This is a genomic window from Chryseobacterium sp. (genome assembly GCF_029240215.1).
In the GTDB taxonomy this organism is placed as follows: domain Bacteria; phylum Bacteroidota; class Bacteroidia; order Flavobacteriales; family Weeksellaceae; genus Chryseobacterium.
Window position 1 is genome coordinate 366,929 of sequence record NZ_JARBTK010000001.1, and the last position, 25,695, is coordinate 392,623.

At 36.1% G+C, this 25,695-nt stretch carries 23 protein-coding genes and 1 pseudogene; 13 read left to right on the top strand and 11 right to left on the bottom strand.

Annotated features, from left to right (window positions below; translation table 11 throughout):
• The first annotated feature begins 398 nt into the window (after positions 1-398).
• The 4 genes from K0R77_RS01600 (at position 399) to K0R77_RS01615 (ending at position 6,760) form a co-directional block, all read left to right on the top strand.
• Positions 399-3,467, top strand: coding sequence for a glycoside hydrolase family 2 TIM barrel-domain containing protein (locus K0R77_RS01600; RefSeq protein WP_300346556.1), 3,069 nt, complete (start codon positions 399-401; stop codon positions 3,465-3,467).
• Positions 3,468-4,010: 543 nt separating this feature from the next.
• Positions 4,011-4,889, top strand: coding sequence for an AraC family transcriptional regulator (locus tag K0R77_RS01605; protein WP_300346558.1), 879 nt, complete (start codon positions 4,011-4,013; stop codon positions 4,887-4,889).
• A gap of 97 nt (positions 4,890-4,986) precedes the next feature.
• Positions 4,987-6,126, top strand: a complete 1,140-nt coding sequence (locus K0R77_RS01610) for an aldo/keto reductase (protein ID WP_367182661.1) — start codon at positions 4,987-4,989, stop codon at positions 6,124-6,126.
• 28 nt (positions 6,127-6,154) lie between these two features.
• Positions 6,155-6,760 carry an NAD(P)H-dependent oxidoreductase gene (locus K0R77_RS01615; protein WP_300346560.1) on the top strand — a complete coding sequence of 202 codons (606 nt, stop codon included), beginning with the start codon at positions 6,155-6,157 and terminating at the stop codon, positions 6,758-6,760.
• Between the two features lie 195 nt (positions 6,761-6,955).
• Here K0R77_RS01615 and K0R77_RS01620 read toward each other — a convergent pair whose 3' ends face one another.
• Both K0R77_RS01620 and K0R77_RS01625 read right to left on the bottom strand, forming a co-directional pair.
• Positions 6,956-7,651 (bottom strand): response regulator, encoded by a 696-nt coding sequence (locus K0R77_RS01620; protein WP_300346562.1) that lies wholly within the window; start codon positions 7,649-7,651, stop codon positions 6,956-6,958.
• The gene (locus tag K0R77_RS01625) at positions 7,648-8,454 is read right to left on the bottom strand and encodes a sensor histidine kinase (protein ID WP_300346565.1); all 807 of its coding nucleotides are present in this window, start codon (positions 8,452-8,454) and stop codon (positions 7,648-7,650) included. Before K0R77_RS01625 ends, K0R77_RS01620 begins: the two co-directional genes overlap by 4 nt.
• A gap of 203 nt (positions 8,455-8,657) precedes the next feature.
• Here K0R77_RS01625 and K0R77_RS01630 point away from each other — a divergent pair, with 203 nt between their 5' ends.
• Together K0R77_RS01630 and K0R77_RS01635 are read left to right on the top strand one after the other, a co-directional pair.
• Positions 8,658-9,830, top strand: a complete 1,173-nt coding sequence (locus K0R77_RS01630; protein ID WP_300346567.1) for a metallophosphoesterase — start codon at positions 8,658-8,660, stop codon at positions 9,828-9,830.
• 202 nt (positions 9,831-10,032) lie between these two features.
• Positions 10,033-10,773 carry a YoaK family protein gene (locus K0R77_RS01635; RefSeq protein WP_300346569.1) on the top strand — a complete coding sequence of 247 codons (741 nt, stop codon included), beginning with the start codon at positions 10,033-10,035 and terminating at the stop codon, positions 10,771-10,773.
• Between the two features lie 576 nt (positions 10,774-11,349).
• Here K0R77_RS01635 and K0R77_RS01640 read toward each other — a convergent pair.
• From K0R77_RS01640 to K0R77_RS01680, 9 genes are all read right to left on the bottom strand, one after another.
• Positions 11,350-12,060 carry an FAD-binding oxidoreductase gene (locus tag K0R77_RS01640; protein ID WP_300346571.1) on the bottom strand — a complete coding sequence of 237 codons (711 nt, stop codon included), beginning with the start codon at positions 12,058-12,060 and terminating at the stop codon, positions 11,350-11,352.
• A 79-nt stretch (positions 12,061-12,139) separates the two neighbouring features.
• On the bottom strand, positions 12,140-13,003 hold the full coding sequence (locus tag K0R77_RS01645) for a helix-turn-helix transcriptional regulator (protein ID WP_300346573.1): 864 nt from the start codon (positions 13,001-13,003) through the stop codon (positions 12,140-12,142).
• 460 nt (positions 13,004-13,463) lie between these two features.
• Positions 13,464-14,327, bottom strand: a complete 864-nt coding sequence (locus K0R77_RS01650; protein ID WP_300346576.1) for an SDR family oxidoreductase — start codon at positions 14,325-14,327, stop codon at positions 13,464-13,466.
• A 78-nt stretch (positions 14,328-14,405) separates the two neighbouring features.
• Positions 14,406-14,972: a Crp/Fnr family transcriptional regulator gene (locus tag K0R77_RS01655; RefSeq protein WP_300346579.1), complete on the bottom strand. Its 567-nt coding sequence runs from the start codon at positions 14,970-14,972 to the stop codon at positions 14,406-14,408.
• Positions 14,973-15,093: 121 nt separating this feature from the next.
• Positions 15,094-16,011 carry an AraC family transcriptional regulator gene (locus K0R77_RS01660; RefSeq protein WP_300346582.1) on the bottom strand — a complete coding sequence of 306 codons (918 nt, stop codon included), beginning with the start codon at positions 16,009-16,011 and terminating at the stop codon, positions 15,094-15,096.
• Between the two features lie 20 nt (positions 16,012-16,031).
• The gene (locus tag K0R77_RS01665; RefSeq protein WP_300346586.1) at positions 16,032-16,790 is read right to left on the bottom strand and encodes an SDR family oxidoreductase; all 759 of its coding nucleotides are present in this window, start codon (positions 16,788-16,790) and stop codon (positions 16,032-16,034) included.
• Positions 16,791-16,914: 124 nt separating this feature from the next.
• Positions 16,915-17,817: an AraC family transcriptional regulator gene (locus K0R77_RS01670; protein WP_300346594.1), complete on the bottom strand. Its 903-nt coding sequence runs from the start codon at positions 17,815-17,817 to the stop codon at positions 16,915-16,917.
• A 13-nt stretch (positions 17,818-17,830) separates the two neighbouring features.
• Positions 17,831-18,187, bottom strand: coding sequence for a hypothetical protein (locus K0R77_RS01675; RefSeq protein ID WP_300346596.1), 357 nt, complete (start codon positions 18,185-18,187; stop codon positions 17,831-17,833).
• A 61-nt stretch (positions 18,188-18,248) separates the two neighbouring features.
• Positions 18,249-19,175 carry an SDR family oxidoreductase gene (locus tag K0R77_RS01680; RefSeq protein ID WP_300346597.1) on the bottom strand — a complete coding sequence of 309 codons (927 nt, stop codon included), beginning with the start codon at positions 19,173-19,175 and terminating at the stop codon, positions 18,249-18,251.
• Between the two features lie 335 nt (positions 19,176-19,510).
• Here K0R77_RS01680 and K0R77_RS01685 point away from each other — a divergent pair.
• From K0R77_RS01685 to K0R77_RS01715, 7 genes and pseudogenes are all read left to right on the top strand, one after another.
• Positions 19,511-19,687, top strand: a pseudogene (locus K0R77_RS01685) (conjugal transfer protein TraG); the annotation flags it as partial.
• Between the two features lie 288 nt (positions 19,688-19,975).
• Positions 19,976-20,341: a DUF2147 domain-containing protein gene (locus K0R77_RS01690; RefSeq protein ID WP_300346598.1), complete on the top strand. Its 366-nt coding sequence runs from the start codon at positions 19,976-19,978 to the stop codon at positions 20,339-20,341.
• 13 nt (positions 20,342-20,354) lie between these two features.
• Positions 20,355-21,662, top strand: coding sequence for a TolC family protein (locus K0R77_RS01695; protein ID WP_300346600.1), 1,308 nt, complete (start codon positions 20,355-20,357; stop codon positions 21,660-21,662).
• 31 nt (positions 21,663-21,693) lie between these two features.
• The gene (locus K0R77_RS01700) at positions 21,694-22,827 is read left to right on the top strand and encodes an efflux RND transporter periplasmic adaptor subunit (protein WP_300346603.1); all 1,134 of its coding nucleotides are present in this window, start codon (positions 21,694-21,696) and stop codon (positions 22,825-22,827) included.
• A gap of 62 nt (positions 22,828-22,889) precedes the next feature.
• Complete coding sequence (locus tag K0R77_RS01705) at positions 22,890-23,561, top strand: acyloxyacyl hydrolase (protein WP_300346606.1); 672 nt, start codon at positions 22,890-22,892, stop codon at positions 23,559-23,561.
• On the top strand, positions 23,545-24,786 hold the full coding sequence (locus K0R77_RS01710; protein WP_300346608.1) for an FtsX-like permease family protein: 1,242 nt from the start codon (positions 23,545-23,547) through the stop codon (positions 24,784-24,786). Before K0R77_RS01705 ends, K0R77_RS01710 begins: the two co-directional genes overlap by 17 nt.
• 218 nt (positions 24,787-25,004) lie before the next feature.
• The gene (locus tag K0R77_RS01715) at positions 25,005-25,679 is read left to right on the top strand and encodes an ABC transporter ATP-binding protein (RefSeq protein ID WP_300346610.1); all 675 of its coding nucleotides are present in this window, start codon (positions 25,005-25,007) and stop codon (positions 25,677-25,679) included.
• Positions 25,680-25,695: the final 16 nt, after the last annotated feature.

The window sequence follows — 25,695 nt, forward strand, 5'->3', positions numbered from 1 at the left end:
TATCAAATTAGTGATACAAATATAGAAATTAAACTTACACAAAAAACTATTCTTTTAGTGATAAAATACAAATCAGTAATCAACTGATTATTAGAAATAAATATTTTAATTTAATGAGATTTTTCATGATTCCATTTTTTATTTTTTAATATTTTCTATTGCTAAAACCCATTAAATTAATTATATATGCTCATCTTAAGAATAAAGCTGTTCTGTAAAATGGATTTACGATGTACATCCAGGCTTTTTTAAAACAGACTCCTCCGAATGTACACTCATATATTCGTGATCATTTTTTATGTAAATTTGTTTATCAAACATATACCACGAAGACTCCTATCATGAATTTAAAAACATTAACGGCAGTATTCCTGTCCTTTTTTTTCTTTGTGTCGGCTATGGCGCAAAACAACGATTGGGAAAATCCTAGTCTCGTTGACCAGGGAAAGGAAAAGCCTCACGTCACATTCGTATCCTTCGATCGTCAACAAGATGCCCTTTCCGATGATTATACTAAATCCGTTAACTATAAATCCCTTAACGGGCAATGGAAGTTCAGCTATACAGATCAGTACAAAGACAGACCTACCGATTTCTACAAAACTACATTAGACGATTCCGGATGGGCGAATTTAACAGTTCCCTCCAATTGGGAATTGAACGGTTTCGGTATACCCATCTATACCAATGTCACCTATCCGCATCCCAAAACCCCGCCATTTATAGGCCCGAATAATCCTGTAGGTACTTACAGAAAAACGTTTACCGTTCCTGAAAATTGGGATCAGAAAGAAGTATTGCTTCATTTTGGTTCTATTTCAGGATGTGCATTTATTTATGTGAACGGCGAGAAAGTCGGGATGACCAAAGCTTCCAAGACTCCTGCAGAATTTAACATCAGCAAATACCTAAAAAAAGGTCAGAACCTGCTCGCTGTACAGGTATTCCGCTGGCACGATGGCAGCTACCTGGAAGATCAGGATTTTTGGCGCTTAAGTGGACTGGAAAGGGATGTTTATTTGTATGCTCTTCCAAAGTTAGCCATATGGGATTTCTTTCTGAAAGCTGATCTGGATGCTAAGTACACAAATGGATTGTTCAGTGCCGATGTAGATCTTCGCAAATTCAAAGGGAACGATCTTAAAAACGGAAGCTTGTCTATCAGCCTGCTGGACAAGTCAGGAAAAGCCATTTATAACAAACAGGAAAAATTCAGTGTAAATGCAGATAGCATTCAGACTCTGAAATTCAATGCAATCATTAAAAATCCCTTAAAATGGAATGCAGAAACACCGAATCTATATGATTGTGTGCTCACGCTGAAAGATCAAAAAGGAACGGTACTCAGCATTACCTCTTCAAAAGTGGGCTTTCGTAAAGTAGAGATCAAAAATGCAAGGCTCCTGGTTAATGGTATGGCAATTTCCGTACATGGGGTAAACCGCCATGAGCATGATGATGTAACAGGTCATACCACCACTAAGGCATTAATGCTGAAAGATATCAAATTAATGAAGGAACTGAACATCAATGCTGTACGACTTTCGCATTATCCAAATAATCCGCTATGGTATAAATTATGCGATCAATATGGGTTGTACCTGGTAGATGAAGCGAACATTGAAACCCACGGTATGGGTGCGGAACTGCAGGGCGGGTTTGACACAACTGTACATCCTGCCTACCTTCCGGAATGGGCACCGGCACACACAGACAGGATCGTAAGAATGGTGGAGCGCGACAAAAACCACGCCTCTGTTATTATCTGGTCCCTAGGCAATGAATGTGGTAACGGGCCCGTGTTCCACGATAATTATAAATGGATCAAAAGCAGGGACACTTCCAGGCCGGTACAGTTTGAACAGGCAGGGCAAGACTGGAATACGGACATTGTAGCTCCTATGTACCCACGCATAGCCGATATGAAAAAATATGCTGCTGACACCACTAAAAAAAGACCTTATATTATGTGTGAATATTCACACGCAATGGGTAACAGCAATGGTAATATGCAGACCTATTTTGATATTATGCGAAAAAGCAAAAATATGCAGGGCGGGTTCATTTGGGATTGGGTAGATCAGGGTATTAAAACCAAAGATGTTAACGGCAAGCCATTCTGGGCTTATGGTGGTGATCTGGGTGCATTTTACTGGCAGAATGACGAGAATGGTGTAGCCGATGGGATCATCAGTTCTGACCGTACGCCAGATCCTGGTGCTTATGAAGTAAAAAAGGTTTATCAGAATATGATCTTTACCGCAAAAGACTTGGGTAAAGGTTTAATTAATATCGAAAATATCTTTGATTTTACCAACCTGAACCAATATGAATTTAAATGGGAGTTGCTAAGGAATGGTGAAAAAGTGAATGAAGGTAAATTTGATGTTCAGCTTGCTCCTCATCAGTCAAAAGACCTAAAGCTTGAGCTTCCCAAATATAAGTCTGCTGCAGGAACCGAGTATTTCCTAAACCTTTATGTATATACTAAAACAGCGACAGAAATGCTGCCTGCAGGAGCGGAGATCGCCAGAGAGCAATTCGGCTATGCAGGTTCTTATTTTGAGAAAGAGGCGGATGCAGCTCCAAAATTAGTCATCACAAAAGATGATAAAAAACTGAGTTTCACTGCTGGTGACGTAAAAGGTGAATTTGATCTGCAGGCAGGAAAGTTCACACGATACAGCAAAAACAACAGCAATTTCAATAATTTCCCGGAACCTTATTTTTGGAGGGCACCTACCGATAATGATTTCGGAAACCGTATGCCTTCAAGATCGGGATTATGGCGTTCTGCCCATGACCAAAAAAAATTAAAAAAGGTTACGATTGCAGAACAAGCTGAGAACGGAATGGGGATTAAGGTCGAGTGGCAACTGACCGGCATCGATGTACCTTATCAAATCAACTATTTTATCCATAATAATGGCGACATACAGATCACTGCAACAATGGATATGACCGGTAAAGAGCTTCCTGAACTGCCGCGCTTCGGGATGCGTACTACATTGCCCGGAAACTATAATAACCTCAGTTATTATGGAAGAGGTCCGTACGAGAACTATATCGATCGGAACAGGGCATCATTTATCGGTATCTATCAGGATAAAGTAGAGAATCAATATTACAAAGGTTATATCCGTCCGCAGGAAAGTGGCAATAAAACAGATGTCCGCTGGTTCACTCTGACTGATGAACTGGGCAATGGAATAAAAGTGGAAGGTACACAACCTATTGCTTTTACAGCCATCAACCACAGTGTGGAAGACCTTGATCCGGGTCTGACCAAAAAGCAGCAGCATCCTGTTGATTTGCCGCCAAGACATCAGGTATTTTTAAACATTGACCTTAAACAACGTGGACTTGGTGGTGATGACAGCTGGGGCGCTTATCCGCATGATGAATACCGCTTGCTTGACAAAAAATACAGTTACAGCTATACTATTGGTCTGCTGAACAAAAAATAACTATAACCTGCCCGAAAGCACCTGAATGTCTAATGTTTTCGGGTAGGTGTATTTTAAAATTGCAACTTTTTGAGACAATATTTAGATCTTTCTTTATGCTACATTTTTAGATTGATTACACGTAAAATGTGATATTTTCCCAAAGCGAAATTGAAGATTTGACGGATTCAATTCATCTTTTCTTAATTTCTTCTTTACGATATTTCTTAATCATATTCTCTCTACATTGATAATTATAACTAAACAGCAATGCTATTTAAAATTCTGAGGTAAAATGGTCGGTGGCAACCTTTCTGGGTTTCATCTACCAGGTTTTTTTGTTATTTCAAAAGCAATCATTATTTTGCTTAACTATTTCAGAAAATTTGTATTTACATTTTACTAATCTCTCTATGCTATTTTAAACATCAAAATAAAAAATTGTATCTCTATAATTATTTATTTAATTTTAACAATATATAGTTTGGATTGACGCAATGCGCTAAGCCAAATGTTACCTGCCATTTTAAGAGCGACCGTGTTAACAAGAAAATAGACGACTAAATGACAAAATTTAAAGACTTCACAGCTTTCAATGAATATTTGGGTGTTGCAAAACCTCTGGACAATGATATTGACATTGGTTATTACGACCCTGCGAATATGCGTTTAAAGTCGGAGCCAGTGATGATTGATTTTTACAGAGTTTCTTTTAAAATAAATTTTACAGATAAGACAACACCCAATGCAAAGCCAATAACTGCGGTGTTTTTCAACAGTCCTGAAATGGTTGGCGGTTGGGATATAGAACCCTCCTTTTCGGGAATGTATTTACAACTATCAAAAAAAATCATTGAGGAAAATCGTTTTTTATTTAAAAATTATCTTGACTACGGACTGCACGAAGCCCTATTTTTAACCGAAAGCGAATTAAATGAAATTAGCACGTTGTATAGTTTAATGATAAAGTATTACAACCAAGATAATCAAAATTTTGAGGTGATACTTTCTTATGTAAATGTGATTATCTCGTTGGTAGAAGCATTTTATAAGCGACAATTTTCTGCCGACCCCAAACAATATAATCGAATCGTTACCGATTTTCAACAAGGTTTAAAAGATTATTACAACGAACCAGTAAACCGAATCCCAACAGTTCAATATTTTGCCGACAAATTTGGATTAACCCCAAATTATTTTGGTGACATCATCAAACATTTTACCCAAAAATCTGCCATTGAAAACATTCACGAATTTGTGATAGAAAAAGCGAAAGAAATGCTTGAAAAAAGGAGCGATTTAAACAATACCGAAATAGCTTACGAATTAGGTTTTGAATATCCAAACTACTTTGCTAAGTTTTTTAAAAAGCAAGTAAATCTGACACCGAAAGAGTATCGTCTGCAAGCCTCTGATAAGAACATCAATTTACAACGGATGTAGCTCAATCAGTAATTTGTTTCCTTTTTTATAGTGGTTTGTTTCCTGCCTTCGTTTTACGAACTTCTAATTTTGTTCCATAATTATAAAACAAGATAATATGGACAATTTTAATTCTCAAAAAAAGGAAGAAAGTTCAAGACGAAACTTCCTTCAACAATCTGCCATTGCAGGTATGGGTTTACTTTTTGTACCTAATCTACTTTCTGCATCTAATTATCAATCCGAACATACGCTGAAGAAAGAAAAAGGAGCTAAAATGAAAACCAGAAAATTAGGAAAATTAGAAGTATCTACTTTGGGTGCAGGATGTATGAGCATCAGTGCGAATTATGGTATATCTGCAAAAATTGAAGATGGAATAAAAACTATTCGTACAGCTTTTGAAAATGGTGTTACATTTTTTGACACTGCCGAAGTGTATGGACCTTATACCAACGAAACCCTTGTAGGTGAAGCACTGTCGCCATTCAGAAACAAAGTAACTATTGCTACTAAATTTGGTTTTGAGATTGGGGCTTCGCAAATCACCTTGAATAGCAGGCCAGAACACATCAAAAAAGCAGTAGAACAATCGTTAAAACGACTTAAAACTGACCGCATAGACCTTTTGTATCAACACCGAGTTGACCCAAATGTACCTATCGAAGACGTTGCAGGAGCGGTAAAAGATTTGATAAAAGAGGGCAAAGTATTGCACTTTGGCTTGTCCGAAGCCAATACTACAACCATTCGCAAAGCACATTTAGTCCAGCCAGTTTCTGCTATCCAAACAGAGTATTCGTTTATGGAACGTAGTGTTGAAAAAAACGGGGTTTTAAATATTTGCGAAGAATTAGGCATCGGATTTGTTCCGTGGGGACCACTTGGAATGGGCTATCTCACAGGAAAATTGAATGCACAAACGCCTTTTGACAGCAAATTTGATTTGCGTTCTGCATTTGACCGTTTCACCCCTGAAAGTTTAGCAGCCAATATGCAGATTGTGAATCTTCTAAACAGCTTTGCATCAGCAAGAAACGCAACTGCTTCTCAAATTGCATTGGCTTGGCTTATGGCACAAAAACCATTTATAGTTTCGATCGCAGGCACAAGAAATATTCCACATCTTAAAGAAAATTTAGGGGCATACGAAATTAAATTATCAACTGAAGATTTACAAGAATTAGAAGCGGCATATTCAAAATTAAAGGTAAACGGTGGCAGAATGAATGCTATGCAAATGACCTTTTGCCAATAAATAAAATACATTTAAAATCAGAATAAAAATGACAGAAACAAAAAATGTATTGCTTATCAATACACATTTAACATATCCAAATTGGACAGAAGGAACGCTAAACAATTCATTCTTTAAAGTCGCAAAAGATTTTTTTGAATCCAAATATTATGAAGTTTTAGAAACGACAGTAGAAGATGGCTACAATGCTGATGAAGAAGTAGAAAAGCATTTGAAGGCAGACATTGTTATTTTACAAACACCTTTAAATTGGTTTGGTGCACCTTGGATTTATAAAAAGTATGTGGACGAAGTTTTTAACAGTGCATTTGCCAGTAAATCACTACTAACAGGTGATGGCAGAACACCTGAAAACCCAACCGCTCAATATGGAACAGGTGGACTGATGCAAGGTAAAAAATTTATGATTTGTGCCACTTGGAATGCTCCAGCCGAAGCGTTTGATGACCCCAATCAATATTTATTTGCAGGCAAAGGTTTGACAGATATTTTCTTGCATATTACAAGCAACTATCGTTTTTGTGGTTACGACATTATGGATAGTTACAACTGCTTTGACATTTATAGACGAACAGACATTGCCAAAGACGTTGAGAATTATCCAGCACATTTAGTGAAAGTATTTGACTTCTAAAACGGACAAAACAAACCGACAAAAAACGGCAGGTAACAAGGTATTGGCAAAAGCAGGGCTGAAGTGCAAACTTCAGCTTTTGTGCTTCTATTAAACTTTTGTAAATTAGCCGAACTGAAGTGCTTATATTTCCCTGCCTTCGTCAATACCCAAACCGTTACTGGTAATTTTAAAGAACGTCCGAAAAGATTGAATCTACTTTAACAATTGAACAATATTCAATTTATAAATTTTACCAATCGGAATCTTATAATCTGCGATAGCGATGATGTTTCCTTCAATGCTGTTAATGCGTTTTGGAGCAATTGCGAAAGATTTATGAACTTGCACAAAATTGGTTTTGGGTAATTGTTCTAAAAATGCAGAGAATTTTTCACGAATGGTAATGGTTTCAGTCGTAGTTATAATTTTGGTGTAGTTTCCTGTTGCTTCAATGTAAAGAATGTTTTCAACTTCCAATTGAATGTGTTTTTTGTTGCTCTGCACAAATATTCGATTGGAAATAGGATTGCTTTCTGGTGTGATTTTCTGTTCATTCAACGGATTACTAAACGTTTTATTGATGGCTTTTAAGAAACGTTCAAAACCAAATGGTTTTAGCAAATAATCTGAAATATTATGTTCATATCCTTCCAAAGCAAATTCGTTGTAAGCAGTTGTTACAATTACTTTTGGCGGATTTTGCAATGTTTTTAAAAATTCAAAACCTTTTAAAACGGGCATATTCAAATCCAAAAAAATCAAATCTACTTCATTTTTATTCAGATATTCAAAGGCTTCCAGAGCATCGTAACAGTTTTTCATCAATTGCATATTTGGAAGCAAATCACAATAACTTTTAATGATGTCGTGAGCGATAGGTTCATCGTCAATAATTAAATATTTTATCATAATTGTTTCAAAATTAACTGCACATGATATATATTTTCTGATATTGAAAAACTCAATTCGTATTGATTTGGATAGATTAATTCTAATCTTCTTTTCAAGTTTTTTAAACCAATTCCTGATTGATTTTCGGCTTTTTCATAATTATTTTCAATCTTAAAAATGATTTCAGTTTGTGAAGATGTTAAACTCATTTTTATAAAGGCATTTTTCCTCAAATTTTCGATTCCGTGTTTGAAAGCATTTTCTAAAAGGATGATAAATAACAAAGGAACAACTTTTCGGTTTTCGTCAACTTCACAATCAAAATCGACGCTTATCTGCTTGTGGTAACGTATTTTTTGGAGTTCGACATAGTTTTTCAGAAAAACAATTTCGTCTCGTAAAGCAACCGTATCTTTTTCGCCTTCATAAATGCTGTAACGCATCATATCCGAAAGTTTCAGTATCAATTCTTGTGCTTTTTGAGGGTCTTTCGCAACCAATCCATATAAATTATTAAGTGTATTAAAAAAGAAATGCGGACTAACCTGGCTTTTCAAAAGCATTAATTCGGCTTTCATTTTTTCATTTTTAAGTTTGGTAATAAAAATAATTTCCCGAATCAACCAAACCGCACCCAAGCATAGAAGCAAAACGTAGTAACAAATTACAATAATCACAACTTTCGGGTGATAATTTCCTAAAAACACAACGGATTTGTTTTCTGTAAAAATGACTTCATAAGCCGTAATCATTACAGGAACAATTGCAATTGCTAAAAGTGCAACCACAAACCATTTTCTATTTTTTTTCAGAATCATCATAATGCAATATTACAACTATAAATAAGCCTCTGCAAACCTGTTGACCAACAATCAAAATTAGGTTTTGAAATGATGAAAACGAGTGATGAAAGCACTTTGAGCTTGTGTAAATATTGTTTGTCAAATCCCAGAAGTCGTTTGTCACAATTGTTTTAGAAACGGAAAAAGCATTTTTAGGTTTGCAGAAATTAATTGAAAATAAAATGAAAAAAAGAATTTTAAGATATGCAAAACATATCATTATCACATTTACAGTTTTAGGATTGATGGTTGTATCATTCGGATTGTATCACGACGCAAGTTTTCGGTATTCGGAAAATCCAGCGATGATGAAATGGGACAAAGATGGGCCTTATGTTTTTAATAAAAATGATAGCCTAATTTCGGTAAATTACATCAGAGGAAATCAGGATGATGGGTTTTATTTAAACCAAAAGGATTATGTTTTGGGTTCAAAAATTCCAGCTTTTTGTCATTTTTCATTAGATTCTACAAGTTTTAAATTTACCATCAACAACGAAATTGAAATTCCTAAAAATACGTATCAAGACAACGCAAAAATTTTAGCTATTTCTGATATAGAAAGTGGTTTTAAAACTTTTCGTGATTTTTTAATTACCAATAAAGTCATTGACAATAAGCTCAATTGGACATTTGGAAATGGGCATTTGGTTTTACTCGGAGATTTTGTAGACAGGGATTTTTCTACCACACAAGTGCTTTGGTTTATTTATAAATTGGAGCAGGAAGCAAAAGAAAAAGGCGGAAATGTTCATTACATTTTAGGAAACCACGAATTGAAAAATATGCAAGGAAATTTTGAAAATACTTCCCCGAAATATTACCACGTTTCTTCTATTTTAAAGAAAAAGCAAACCGATTTATATGGTACCAATTCGTTTCTTGGAAAATGGATGTCGAGCAAAAATTCAATCGAAAAAATTAACGGAATCCTCTTTGCCCACGGCGGAATACATCCTGATTTAGCTGGCTACAAAACAAATTTAGATGAAATCAATCAAATTATTCGCAGTAATTATTACCAACCTTACTATCCAAATCCGCAGAAAAATTTGGAGCAATTGTTAATTTCTTCACACAAAGGAATTGCTTGGTACAGAGGTTATTTTAAAGATGATTTGAGCCAAGAAGAAGTAGAAAGAGGATTAAATAAATTCAATGCAAAATCAATCGTAGTCGGTCATACGCTTCAATCAAAAGTCAACAAACAATACAACGGAAAAGTAATCGGAATTGATGTAAAACACCCAAAAGATTTCTCAAAAATTCTGCCCAATAAAAAATCAGAAGCTTTGTTGATTGATGGAAATAAATATTATCGGGTTTTGCATAATGGAGAAAAAAAGGAAATATAGAATGAACCGAAAACCAAAACTACCGCTAACAAGGGCTTGGCAAAAGCGGGGCAGAAATCGTTAATTCAAGTTTTGTGCTTCGGTTGAAATTTGTATTTTAGTTGAAAGTTTCAGCTTCGATTGCCCCGCCTTCGCCAAGCCCCGAAACGTTATATGCCATTTTAGGACGACATGCAAGAACGAACAAATTGACAACTAATTTATGTTTAGACACAAGGGAAAGGCGAGGACATTAAAGCATAACTTAAGAATTGCTTCGTTACTGTCGTTTGTGGCAGGTATTGTAAATATAGCTGGTTTTTTAGCTGTTCAACGCTTGACAACAAATGTAACGGGACACTTTGCTTTTTTTGTGGACGAAATTTTTAAACTCAATTTTTGGCAAGGGTTTGTCTATTTCTTATACATTTTCTTTTTCTTCTTAGGTTCATTTGTATCAAACCTCATAGTTGAAATTATATCAAAGACAAAGGACAGGTTAATTTATACAATTCCGACAATTATCGAAAGCCTTATTTTGTTTTTTTTAGCGGTATTTGGACAATTTCTAATCTCTCAAACCCCCAATCTTCTTGCTTGCTCTTTGCTTTTTACAATGGGGTTTCAAAATTCATTGGTAACGACAATTTCAAATGCAACCGTTCGGACAACACATTTAACAGGACTATTTACAGACTTAGGAATAGAACTTTCTCAATTGTTTTTTTACAAACAGCAAGACCAGAAAGACAAACTTTACTCTTCAATAAAATTACGTCTGAACATTATTACTTTTTTCTTTTTGGGTGGACTTTTAGGTGGTATTCTATATTCGACTTTAAAGCTTTACGTATTAGCAATTGCAGCTACAGTTTTAATTGTTGGAATAATATATGACGACTTAAAATTGAAATTAATAATTCAAAATAGAAGCCACAATGACGAATATAAAAACGGCATATAACATGGGGTTGCGATAGCGGGGGTTCCATGCTTCGCAGAAACATTTGTGCAAGGTGAAAGTTTAGTTCTCCGAACAAAATACAGTGCTCCCCCCCACTATGAAACGTTGTGCATCACCTTTCCGAAACTCAACGCTAATAATAAGACAACCATTGAATGAAATTAGTTAGACCCGAAAAATTAAATTTATTAACTCATAAACAACTCAATGAAACTTGTTTTCAACAGGTCATTGCAGACGAACCAACAATTTTAGGACTTGGCAACCTCATTCTCATATTCATTTAATTTGAAAAATTTCAGCTAGAGATTCTGGTTTTGTCGATGTTCAACTATCGGCAGAATATTAAACACGTGGCTATAAGTTAGTTTTGCAACGGAGTCTTCAACAATCATTAATGGATGAAAAAAATATCCCCTGTATCAACAACGGATATGAGTGAAACGATCTTTCTGATCGAAAAGATTTATACTATCTCTATTTTACCTTTACCTTCTTCTTTTCAGAAGTCTTTTTCACCTTCAATTTCTTTTTTTACAGCATTTAAATATATAAATCACAGTAAAATAAAAGTCTCTATAATCCTTTTTTACCTTCGAGCCAATAACCTTGTGTTATAATTTTTCCCGACATATTATTTTTTAGAACTTTTCTGAAGGCTTGAACTGATTTTACATTTCCTAATACTACAAAACTTGCTGTTTGCCACTCAGATGTTTTGAATAATGGCAAGTCATTTATCCATTTTTCATTTCTGAATAAACCCTTTTTCGGGAAGACTGTAAAGTTTTCCAATCCCAAAAGTTCTGGAGTATTTTTATTTTCTTCGTCCAATTCAAAATAGAATTGATATTGATGATTGTTCCTTTTCAAATAAGGTAGAAAAGAACTCGCCACTCCCAAGCAAGTTTCATCGCCAAAAATAAATTGCTGTTTTACACTTGGGTCATATAATTTTTTCCCTCTTGATGGGCCAATATATAATTCATCGCCTGTTTTTATGGTATCAATATATTGGCTTCCTACTCCATTATCGTGAATATGAAAGATTATATCAATTATTCCCTTTTCCTTGTCGTGATAAGCAGCAGTATAATTTCTGTATTCAGTTTCGCTAACACGAATCACATTGGCGTAGCCAATCTGAAAATTCATTTTTGATATATCTCCTCCAAAACGTATTTTCTTAATCTGTGGATTGATATAGGAAGTGTCTAAAACTTTCACATTGGGACGAAGTGAACTTTCGAACAAATCTCCAACCCATTTTGGTAAGCTTGAAATCATTATTTGCTATTTTAAAATTCGTTACAAAGGAACAATGAATGATAAGTGCAAACAATGTCAATACAGAGTAAGTATTGGACTAATCGTGGTTTTTTTTACGAAAATTTAATGCGGTCATTCCTGTTACCTTGGAAAACAGTCTTGAAAAGTAAGGGTAATCGTCATATCCCAATTCGGCGGCAATTTCTTTTACTGATTTATCAGTATAATAAAGCAAGCGTTTTGCTTCTAAAATAACCCGTTCCTGGATGTGGTATGAAACGGGGTAACCTGTTACATTTTTTACACACTCATTTAAATAAGGAGTTGAAATATTAAGTGCCTCAGCATACGCTGATGGTTTTTTGGAAGTGGTAAAATTGTGTTCCAGTGTGGTCCTGAATGCTTTGGCAATTAATTCAAATCTTGATAGTTTATCGATTCTTTTAGATTGCTCTAAATACTGTGAAATCACCATGCCGACCAAAATATTGCAACTGTCTTTTAGTAATGAATGATGTAGCTTGTCATGTTTGCGTTCAGAAAATTTTATACAGAGTGTTACTGCTTCGGAAATGATGGAAAACATTTCTTTATTTAAAAGTAAAGGCTTTACGGGTGTAATAGTGTCTAGTAATTTTAAATATTCAGGCTTTAGATTTTCATTATTAATTAACCAACCACTAAATGTAGCATTTTTCACTTCTAATGTTCGATGCACCTGATCTGGGTGGATATAGATAATGGAAAATGGCTTTACCGTATGCTTTTTAAAGTCAATTTCGATGGTCGTAGTTCCTTTTTCCTGTAAGAAAAACAAATGATAGTCATCTCGGTGCGACTGGTCTATTCCCTTTAGAGATAAAGACTGAATATCATTAACCGAAATTTTTGCAATACCAATACCTGCCAAACTAAAGTCATAAGCAGGTTGATTTATCGGTATAGATTTTCTTTTTGTCATTGTTGTTTGTTCACTGTATAAAGTTCGTCATTTCTTGTTGTACAGAACAGTCGTTTCAGGATTACCGATGACTGGAAACGGCTTGGCAAAGGCGGTACTTTCTTTCACCTAAAATACAAATTTCAATTAACCTACAAAACTGGAACAATAACGTCAAACCCGACATTAAAGAGTCAGCTAAACAGCAATCGAAAACATCAAGGACAAATGATGTGGATCTTCCTGCCCAAGAACCACATTCTTTGTTCTCCTCCTTAAATCTACTGAAGGACACGAAGACGGTTTATTGCCCGAAGCACAGGGCTAAGATTATAAGGTACAATATTTTGCCAATAAGATGAAGAAAAAAAGGAGAATAAATTAACAAATAATAACCAGCTTGTTCGCCAAGAATAAAACCCTCTATTTTAAGAAGGTTTTAAATTTAATGCTGTAATGAAAATTTGATGGTTTCAATAATTTACTTCAACAAATCTCCCATTCCAAAGGCCATTAACGCCTTATCATATTCAATTTGTACCGCATCATTTGCAGCTTTGATGTATTGTCCTGTGAAAGGATCAACATTAGTTCTTATCGGACGCTGACCTTTGGGTAAGCTGATTAAATTTACCACGGCGTCTGCAACATCTTGCGGATTAGGTTTTAGGGTTTCGAATGCCTTGCCAACAGCAGCACCCATTTTATTAGGATAATCCGCAATGGCTTGATAAGCATCGTTAACCGAAGCATCGGAGCCAGGGTTGAATTTTTGCGACATCTCTGTCGGGAAAGCACCTGGTTGTAGGATTGCAACGTCCACACCCAATGGTCTTACTTCGTAATGCAAACCTTCACTGATGCCTTCCAAACCAAATTTTGAAGCACTGTACATTGTTGCAAAAGGAAACGAAACTGTACCAAATCCGCTGGTGATATTGATGATTAGACCTTCGGATTGTTTACGCATAAATGGCAATACCAATTTCATCAATCGCCAAGGTGCGATGACATTGATATCGAATATTTCTTGCACATCGGCAGTAGTAAAACTTTCGGCCACACCGTTTCTGCTAAAACCCGCATTGTTTACCAAAACATCTATTGTTCCTTCTTTTGCGATAATGGTATCTATGGCGTTCTGCACACTATTTTCGTCCGTAAGTGCAACATCCAGAACGGTGATGTTTTCTATCTTTGAAAGAGATTTTGCTTTATCTGAATTTTTACCGGTTGTATCTCTCATTGTTGCGTAAACCTGGTGTCCCAAGGCTGCAACGCTTTTTGCGGTAAGCCATCCAAATCCGCTATTTGTTCCTGTAATTAATACTATTTTTTTGCTCATTATATTTTGTTTAAATTAATGATACAAAGTTCTAAACTTTAAAAATGAAAACATTTACCATTTGGTAAAAAGAGATTTTTAGCGGATGTTTTTTCTAATTCTACTCAACGACTGTTGGGTAACGCCCAAGTACGAAGCGCCCAATGAAAGCGGAACACGATTGATAAGCATTGGATATTTTTCGAGGAATGACAGATAACGGGTAGTTCCATCTTCCGAAACCAACGGACTTCTTCTGTCCATCGCTTCCGTTAAACATTTGTGCGTTATTTTAGCAGAAATCTTATCCCAATCCAGAATTGTATTTAAAATTTCGTCCCAATCTTTTTTAGAGAATACCAGCATTTTACAATCGGTAACAGCTTGGATATAATCAGTTGCTGCTTGTGCATCAAATTTTTGCTGGTCTGAAACAAAACTGTTTTCGCTAATAAAATAATAGGTTATTTCTTCGCCCCTATTATTGTAATAGCAAAATCGAAAAACGCCCTCCAAAACAAAACCAATGTATTTTGGAATTTTTCCTGCTTCGGAAAAATAATCATCTTTTTTCAGTTCCAATTCCGTTGCCTTGCTTTTGATAAAGTCGATTTGCTGTTGGTTCAAATTGCCAAAATGCAGTATATATTCAACTAATTTTTCCATTATTGTAAAGGTAGGAAGCGATTTTAATTAAAGAATTACCATTTGGTAAAAAGTGATGTAGGCTGGGTTTATAAGAAAATCGTGAAAGGTTTTTAGTTTAGCAAAGATTAAATGATCTTCTCTAATTGAAACTAGACCTAAACTCCAGCGGGCTTTGACTGGTTTTAGCTTTAAATAAGCGACTGAAAGATTGCGAATATTCAAACCCTAATTCATAAGCTATTTCTGAAATCGATAAATGAGAAGTAGATAATTTTTCTTTCGCTTTTTCAATGATCTTGTTTTGGATGTGTTGTTGTCCATTTTGCCCTGTTAGGGAGCGCAACATATCACTCAAATAACTTGGCGAAAGATGGAGGCTCTCGGAAAGATACTGGACTGTCGGAATACCTTTGATGGATAGATTTTCATCTTTAAACAGTTCTTCCAAAATTTTCTCCATTTTTTGTAACAGGTCGTTATTTACTTGTTTTCGAGTGATGAATTGTCTCTTGTAAAATCGATTGCTGTAATTGAGCAAAGTTTCTATTTGTGAGATCATTACATCTTGACTGAAATCATCAATTCTGCTTTGCAATTCTTCATCAATATTTTTGAAAATTGAAATAATGGTGTCTTTTTCTTTATCTGAAAGATGCAACGCTTCATCGGCAGAATAAGAGAAAAAGCCATATTGCTTTATCTTATTTGCTAAAGGATAAGTCAATAAAAAATCGGGATGAATTAATAAAGTATAGCCAGAATGGTCACCGTTATTATCACTGTTTGCAGTAACCTGATTAGGCGATACAAAAAACAATCCGCCTTCATCAAAGTCATAATAATGTTGCCCGTATTGTAACTGCCCGGTAAGATTTGATTTATAAGAGATCTTATAAAATGCTGAAGTTCGCAGGTCGGCTATATTGCTGTAATCTATCTTTCTATCAGTATTGTCAAAAAAACTAATCAACGGGTGCAAGGGTTTAGGTAACCCAAGCATCCGATGCAATTCTGTAAGTGAATTGTAATGGTAAGGAATATTTTTGTCCTTTTTCATCTCATAAATTTAGTGATTTTCTACCACGGAATTTCGCCGGTATCCGTATTCATATCTTCAGAGAAAAATTTACCTGTCGGTCCGTCTTCGCCAATGATGGCATATTTTACAATTCTGTTACCGGCATCTACCACAGAACCTTGCCCCAAATTATGGTTAAAATCTGTCTTTGTAGAACCTGGGCTAACTGCATTTACCTTAAAAGGCAAGTCCTTTAGTTCAAATGCCAGAACAACGGTGTACATATTTAAGGCTGATTTTGAAGATTGATATACCGAACCTTTAAAGTTGTAATGAATAAAATTTGGATCGCTGTGTAAAGTGAGCGAGCCCTGGCTTGAACTTACATTGACTATTCTTGGTGCTGATGAGTTTCGTAATAAATCTAAAAATGCCTGTGTAACTCTTATCACGCCATATACATTTACCTCATAGACTTTCTTGTAAACATCTACATCCGTTTCTGTTGCAGTATGCATTACAGGTTTGCCATCTTTAAATTCTATTCCATTGATGCCGGCATTGTTGATCAGTACGTCCAGTACCTGTGTTTTCCTGCCCAATTCAATCCGGGCATTGTTTACCGACTGCTGACTGGTAACATCTATTTCTAACAATTCAACATTTTCGAGCCCTTCATTTTTTAATTTTTCAACGGCTTCTTTACCATTTTTTAAATCTCTGCTACCCAGATAAACATAATACCCTTTTTGTAACAATTGTTTTGCTACCTCTAAACCAATGCCTTTGTTCGCTCCTGTAATTAATGCCTTTTTCATTTCTTTTAATTTTAAATGTTTGAAAAACAAAGGTCATTATATCTAAAATGTTGTTTGTAACCCAATTGAGGTTTATTATAACAAAATCGTGGAATGTTTACAGTTTAAAAATGGATGCTTTTTTCTAATTAAAACCAGCCCTAAACGCCAACGGACTTTGACTGGTCTTTTCTTTAAACAGTTTGCTGAACGATTGCATATGCTCAAAACCTAGTTCATAAGCAATTTCACTTACCGTTAAATCTGTTGTTGACAATTTTTCCTTTGCTTTTTCAATCAGTTTTTCGTGAATGTGCTGTTGCGTATTCAAACCTGTCAATGTTTTGAGTAAACTTCGCAGATAGGTTGGCGATACATTTAAGTGGTCCGAAATGTACTGAACAGTTGGCAATCCCTTTGAAACCAAATCATCACTGTTGAAATAAGCTGAAAGTAATACTTCCAACCGGTCGAGGATTTGATGGTTCGTTTTTTTACGGGTAATGAATTGTCTCTGGTAAAACCGTTCCGAATAATTCAACAAAGTTTCTAAATGTGAAATAATGATGTCCTGACTAAATTGGTCTATGTTTGTTTGATATTCGTTTTTAATGTTTTCAACAATACCATTTATCATTGTTTCTTCCTTATCCGATAAAAACAAGGCTTCGTTGATGGTGTAACCAAAAAAATCGTATTGTTTTATTTTTTTAGCCAAAGAAGTATTCCATAAAAAATCGGGATGGATAAACAACATCCAGCCGTCTATATTTTCCGGAATGTTATCACTTTCTCCGCGTAAAATTTGTCCGGGCGATAAAAATGCCATTACGCCCTCATCAAAATCATATTGTTGTTGTCCGTAAAACAGTTTGTCGCAACCTCTTTTTAAGGTAATCACGTACAAATCAAATAGTACGGCAAAAATTCCTGTATCCTTTTTTTGTTTGGATAAATCAATGAGTTCAATCAATGGATGATGCGGTTTGGGCAAACCCATTATTTGGTGTAACTCTGAAATGGTTTTTATTCGGATTGGTTTTTCCATAGGGTAGATTTGATTAATTTTCTAAAAACGGATATTTCAACCAAATCAACACCAGCGGCATAATTAAAAACGGAATTTCCATCAACACCATTTTAAAATTCCCAATTCTCATTGCCAATTCCATAATGATCACTATTGAAATTGCATTAAGCATATTACCTAAGAAAAATGTTTTGGGGATAAGCAACAATACACCAACCAATAATGTAAGCCCAGCAAAAATGGGTATCATTGTTTCGGTTATGCCCAAGTCGGCCATCATTTTCATCGCTTCGGGATTTTTTTTGTAATTAAATGTGTCCCAACCGTGTTTGAATGCAAGAAAAACCGACACTGCCAACAATACCAAAGAAATTATACTTTTTACCATCGTTTTGTTTCTTAAACTTACTTTACTAATTTATTGAAATCTTTCAAATTTCATTGAAATACTAAAACTCAACCTTTGCTAACTTTTGCGATACTTCCCATAATCTTTGAGCAACTGCTAAATCATTTGCTTGTTCAGGGATTTTTGCGATAGATGGAAAACCACGCGTTTCGCTCATTTTGTTAGGTCCGTAATACAATCCGCCTTTAGCTTCCGGTGAAGTGGCTGCAAATAAAGTGGGTAATGCTCCTTGTGACTGTGGCTGAAATAAAAATGGAAAAAATCTTCGCATAATTCCCGGAATACTCCATTTTCCGGCACCATTTATTAATAGATTGGTTCGGGAAACGCCGGGATGTGAAGCAATACTTGTAATGCCCCAACCGTGCCTTTCACCTTGTCGCTGAAGTTCTAAAGCAAACATTAAATTCGCAATTTTTGATTGGCTATATGCTTTCCCCGGAACATACGAAGCTGTTGACTGAAGGTCATCAAAATTAATTTGCCCGCTACGATTGGCTACGCTTGAAACGGTAACCACACGAGCATCTTGTGCCTTACGAAGCAAAGGGAGCAATTGGGCTGTCAATGCAAAATGACCAATATGATTGGTACCGAATTGCAATTCAAAACCATCGGCTGTTTCGAGCCTGTTGGGTGGTGTCATTACGCCAGCGTTGTTGATGAGCAGATGTATGGCTTCGCCTCTTTCAATCATTCTCGAAGCAAAGGATTTGATGGAAGATAAGTCGGCAAGGTCTATTTTTTCAAAACTCACTTTTGCCTTCGGATTAATTTGTTGGATTTTAGCAATTGTATCAGCTCCTTTTTCAGCGTTTCGTCCCATTACAATCACGTTCCAACCGGCAGAAGATAATGCCAATGCATCTTCGTAACCAATACCTTCTGTGCTACCTGTGATTACAGCTAAACCGTTATTTCTTTGAGGAATATTTGAAGCTGTCCAATTTTTAATATCGTTTTCCATTTTAAATTTATTTTTGATACAAAGATGGCATAACCTTAAATGTTGGATTTATCCAAAACGACTGTTGATGTAGTCAAAAAAATGCTAGTCTATTGCATTAAAAAAATCAGTATATAAAAAATGTGTTTTTCGTTTAATGTAATATACGAGTAGGGCTACCGATAACCATCGTCATATTTCAAACGAAACAGAAATTTTCAAATAAAATCAGGAAAAACATAGATAAAGGTCGTAAAAATTATCATTAAATAAACGTCTGTCGGAATTCTAGCGGTGGCATTTCAGTTTTATATTTTAATAGTTTATTGAAAGATTGAGGGCGTTCAAAACCTAAAGATAATAAAAAAGTAGCCTCAGAAACCAAAGCATATCAAAAGATACCGCAAATTTTATCCTTTCTCAATGAGCAGGGGGAAGATAAGATAAAACAAGAAATTTTACAGGTTATTGAAATGGAATTGGAACGTATCAAGAATAACCCGGATTTACAGCATCTTATGCAGCAGGAATAGTATTGAATTTATCCGTTTTAAATAGTTTATTTTTTTTTATGCATTTTAATTTTACATTTTGAATATCAATATTACGTATCAAGTATCTTGCACACTATTATGGTACGAATTAAAAAAATTAAAATTTTTAACGTGTTAGTGTTTTTGTCGAAAGTCAGGTTTCAGCTTTTATTTATTTAAATCCTTCTCTGTTCATTTCGACCCGCAAAATGTTCAACTCACCCAATTGCACCGAGGAACACGCCAAAAGCGATTGCATCTTTGTATTGAATTTAAAATTTAATATCAATGCAAAAGATTATTTTAATGGTAACCGGGCTGCTTTTCAGCCTCAACATCTTTGCCCAAACAACCCATGATAAAATTTTGGGCAAATGGACAAACGAAGACAAAACCCGTATCATCGAATTCGTAAAGAGCGGTGATGCTTATGATGCCATCATTAGAAAGGCCGAAGACAACAGCATAGTTGGTAAAAAGCAAATCACAGCTCTTAAAGCAACTGGTACGACTTCATTTGCGGATGGTACGCTGCACATTATCAAAAAGGGGAAAACGGCAAAATGCACCGCTTCACTTTCTGGGGATACTATGCTGTACATTAAAGCGAGCCATGGCATGATGTCTAAAACCCTAACCTGGACCAAGCTCTAAATTATTCCAGGCAATGAAAACTATTATTTTAGCACTATTGGGTTTCACCAGCTTCAACGCAATGGGTCAGGTACAGTTTGGCTCATTGCAGGAAGTGCTGGCTTATGCAGATAAAAATGCCATCTCTATCCAAAGTGCGTTGCATCAGGAACAAATAGCTGCTGTAAAAAACAAAGCATCCAAAACAGCCTTATTGCCTACTGTAAATGCATCTGCCGGGTTTAATGATAACATTACCATACAACCAACCCTGGTTCCGGCTAATTTATTCAATCCTGCTGCACCTGAAGGTACTTTCAATGAATATACTTTTGGAAGGAAATATATGTACAGTACCGGCGTACAAGCCAATTGGGATATTGTGAACTTTCAAAAATGGTTTGACATTAAGACTTCCGAAGCTGCATTACAATTGGACCAAGCCAGTACCATCAATGCAAAATATCAGGTTTACAACCAACTGGCCCAGACCTATTTTTCCATTTTGCTAACGGAAAAATATTTGACAATAAGCAAAGAAAATATTGCGGCGGCAGATAGTATTTACCGAATAGCAAAAGATAAATATGACACCGGAATTTTCACGGAAGAAAACCTGAACCGCAGCAAGATTCAACTGGTACAGGCACAGCAACAAGTGAGCAGCCTTGCCACTTCTTTGGAACAACTGTACAATCAATTGCAGTCACAACTCAACATCGATGAACCCATTGCCTTGAAAGATGAACTTCTCGATAACGAAATGGATATTGATAATGTTCTTGCAATAACAGGATCTCATCCAGAGGTATTGCTGCAGGAAGCACAGGTGAAACTAAATGAAAAACAATTGGCTCAAACCAAATCCCTACATTATCCAACACTTGCACTGGGCTATCAATATAATTACAATTGGGCAACAGATAAGATTACAGATTTTTCGGGAGCCAATAACCTTCCACAACAGTTTTTGGGAATAAAATTGAGTGTGCCCATCTTCAATGGCTTCAGTACCAAGTCAAAAATCAAACAGTCGAAAATACAATTCGAACAAGAGCAATTGGTACTGGACAGCAAAAGGTTGATGGTAAAAAAAGATGATGACAATCTGAAAATACAGTACAGGCACGGAATTGAGGATTTTAGAAAACAGGAAGAAGTATTGCAATTACAATATAAAAATGATACACATTCCAAGAATCGCTACGACAGCGGCATCATTGGCTTAGATGAGAGACTGGATAAATTCAAGGATTTGCTGGAAGTACAAAATCAATATATGCAAAGCCTCAGCAACCAATATATCAGCTATTACAAGCTTTATATCCGTAAGCAATTTTAAGTATGATCATAAATGTTATGATAAAATATCAATGAAAACAAATAAAATAATAGTTGGGTTATTCTATCTTCCAATGTTCGGCCTATTGTCTTGCAACCCTCAGGAGGAAACGACACCACAATACAAGACTATACAGCAAGCCATTTTTGCAAGCGGACACATGGAGCAGGAGGATGAATATATAATTTCCGCGACTGCCGATGGTACTATCCGGGAATTGAGCATTCGTGAAGGTGATTATATTTCTAAAGGACAATTACTGGTGCGAATTGATAGTGATGTTTCCAATACGCAGTTGCAGGAAGCACGAGTAGTTTATAACGATGCGAAACAAAATTCATCGGCCAATGCACCGCAATTAGAGCAGATAAAATCACAGATTGACCAGTCTAAGACTCAGCTCAATCTCGACAAGATCAACTATCAGCGTTATGCCGATTTGCGCAAGAAAAATTCTGTATCGCAGTTGGAATATGAAAAAGCAGAACTACAATACAAAGCCTCACAAAGTAGCTTGCAGGTATTGGAGAAAAGTTACAAACAGGCACAGGATGCATTACAATTAAATGCCGATCGTAGTTTGCAACAGGTAAAAACACAGCAGGCCATTTTAAACGATTACAGCATACAAGCAGATAAGGACGGTATTGTGCTGGAGGTTTTAAAAAAGAAAGGCGAATTGGTACGAAAGGGCGAGGTGATTGCCAAAATCGGCAGTGGTAAAAATATCCTGAAGCTATTTATTGCAGAAGATGATATTGCAAAACTTTCCATAGGTCAAGAAGCGATTGTGCAAATGAACAATTATCCCGACACCACATTTACGGCATCGATCACAAAAATACTTCCGGCATTTGACGAGGCGGAACAATCATTCACAGCAGAGGCAGCCTTTGTAAATCCACCACAGCTTTTACTTTCGGGCACACAGCTACAAGCAAATATTAAGCAGCAAGGCACAAAGAAAGTTTTGGTCATTCCATCAGCAGCGGTCATCCGTGGCAAATATGTAGAGTTAAGAAATGGTGAAGAAAAAGAAATAAAGATCGGACAAAAATCAGGCAATTGGGTTGAAGTAAAACAAGGCTTGACCGGAAAAGATATTATTCTTTTACCAAAAGGAAAGCATACAGAAGAGGGCGTTACAATTCCGGGTACTGAATAGAAAGATATAAGTGTATGATAATTTTAAACAGGTATTCGTTTATCGCTTTATTCATTTTTTTAATGATAGACAAATCCTTTGCACAATTTCCGCAAGGCGACAAATGGTATCAGAATCCATTGGGATTTGAACCCTTAAAACTTCATACCAGTATGGGTTTTATTGTTCCTGCCGCAGTTGTAGGTACTGCCTTATTGCTTACCAAAAAAGACAGTACACTACAAGACAGATTGAGTATTTATTCAGAAATGGGTGTAACATTTGGGTACAAATATCCTTACAGCACCTTAGTACAAAACAGTACAGGCGTAAACCTGATGATGCGAAAATGGATGTCCATTGGTACAGAATTCAGTATCACAGCACCTTTTGATGATTACAACAATACCGTGGGTTTTGCGATAAGACCTTTTGCAAGATTTTACGCAGTCAATAAACCGGATTGGAAATTATGGTTTGAAGCGGGTGGAGGGATGATATACTTTATTGATAATTTTCCAAATCCTACCACGCAAGACAATCGCCTTGGCACCTACTGGAATGGAACAACCAAGTACGGCATCGGGACATCAATACATCTCAACAATTTGGACTTATTATTTGGCGTACGACATCTTCATATCTCTAATGGCAATACAAAAGGAGCAGAAAGAAATCCTGCACACGACAGCAATGGATTATTTGTAGGATTAAGCTGGAATTTAAAAAAAGAAAGAAATGACAAATATAAATAACAAGATATCCTGGACACATCTTACTTCCAAAGTAAAACAGTTGATTGTAGCGGTACTAAGCGTAACATTTGGGATATCGATGTACGTTTTTATGAACAGCTTTATGAACGGTGTAAATAATGCCCAGACCGATATCACTTTTACCTCAATGTCACATATAAGGGTATATAATGACCCTGCCGGAGAGCCCACAATACTGTTGTCGCAAAAGAATGCTTCGGATACATTGAATATGGTAAGCAATGCCAGGCACATCAATTATACGGAAGGTATACTCAATGCCGATGAAGTAAAACAAGTATTGCAAAAAAACAAAAACATTGTCGCCATTACCGAGCAGGTCAATCAAAACGTATTTTTCAGAAATGGCGTGACCAAAGTAAGCGGTTCACTTTCTGGCATTGATGTAGTGAATGAAATCCAGATGTTCAACACCACGGAGTATATAACAGAGGGTAATTTGTATGATTTAGAAAAGCGTTCGGATGCTGTGGTACTGGGCAGTGGATTGGCAGATAAGTTAAGTGCATCAATAGGTGACAATATATCGCTTACTACATCCGATGGCGTAAATAAAATTTTTAAGGTCGTGGGATTACTAGAAACCGGGAGCGGAAGTGTTGATAAGAGCCGTGCAATTATTTCTATCAACACGGCACGACAGTTATTGTCTAAGAATAAAAGTTATGCAACAGATGTGATGGCAAATGTAAAGGACTACAACGATGCCAAAATTATTGCCAATGAAGTGTGTCCAGATATTAAATACAAAACAGAAGCCTGGCAGGAAGGCAATGCCCAATTAGAATCTGCCAATACCCTGCGGGACATCATAGCGATTGCTGTTTCACTTACCATACTTATTGTTGCGGGTTTTGGAATTTATAACATTATGAACATGACCGTGAGTGAAAAGATACGGGAGATTGCCATCCTGAAAGCAATGGGTTTTGATGGAAAGGACATCGTACACATTTTCCTGGTCCAATCTGTCATTATCGGCTTAATTGGTGGTTTTATAGGCTTGTTATTAGGTTTTGCTGTTGCTTTTATTGTAGACAGCATTCCATTTAAGATTGCATCTTTTGACACATTACCCATCACCTATCTGCCTTCTGATTATATTTTGGCAATGGTATTTGGCTTGGCCATCACGTTTATTGCGGGCTATTTACCTGCCAGAAAAGCATCCAAGGTAGACCCTGTAGAAATTTTGCGAGGATAATGGGACAGAATAATTTTAAGAAGAAGCTATTACCGAATGAAGGCTCGGAATTCATTTGGCTGACAGTTTTTTTAGGTGTGTTAACTCTACTTCTATATTACCTGGATTGCTATTACTATTACCAGTACTGCGATTACTATTACCAGTATGGTTATGAATGCGAATGTTACTGGTTTTATGGGTGTTACTATTACTATGGATGTTATTAAAAATTAAAAATGAAAGCATTAACTGCAAATAAAATTACAAAATACTTTCACGACCCTGAAACGTTTCAGGTATTGAAAGACGTGAGTTTTGACGTAAACAAAGGTGAATTTGTTGCCATTGTTGGTAAATCCGGTTCGGGTAAATCTACCCTCCTTTACCTACTCTCCACAATGGATACATCCTACGAAGGAAACATCGTTATCAATGACACTATGGTTACCGGGTTAACACAAAACCAGTTAGCCAAGTTCAGGAATGAGCATATCGGGTTTGTGTTTCAGTTTCATTATTTATTGCCGGAATTTTCCGTATTGGATAATATAATGCTACCGGCTTTGAAGCTTAAAAAGAAATCTAAAGACGAAATAGAAGCAAGAGCAATGGAACTATTGACGTTGCTTGATATTAAAGGCCACGAAACCAAAAAGGCGTCCAAAATATCGGGTGGTCAGCAGCAAAGAGTTGCTATCGCAAGAGCTTTGATAAACGAACCAGCCATTATTATGGGCGATGAGCCTACGGGAAACCTGGACAGTAAAAACACCAAAATTGTGTTTGATATTTTTCGCCAGTTGGCCAAGGAAAAAGGGCAAACCATCATTGCCGTTACCCACGATGACGAATTTGCTGCCAATTGCGACCGAATTATTGAAATGGTAGATGGGAAAATAGTAGCAAATTGAGAATAGACTTTCAGTT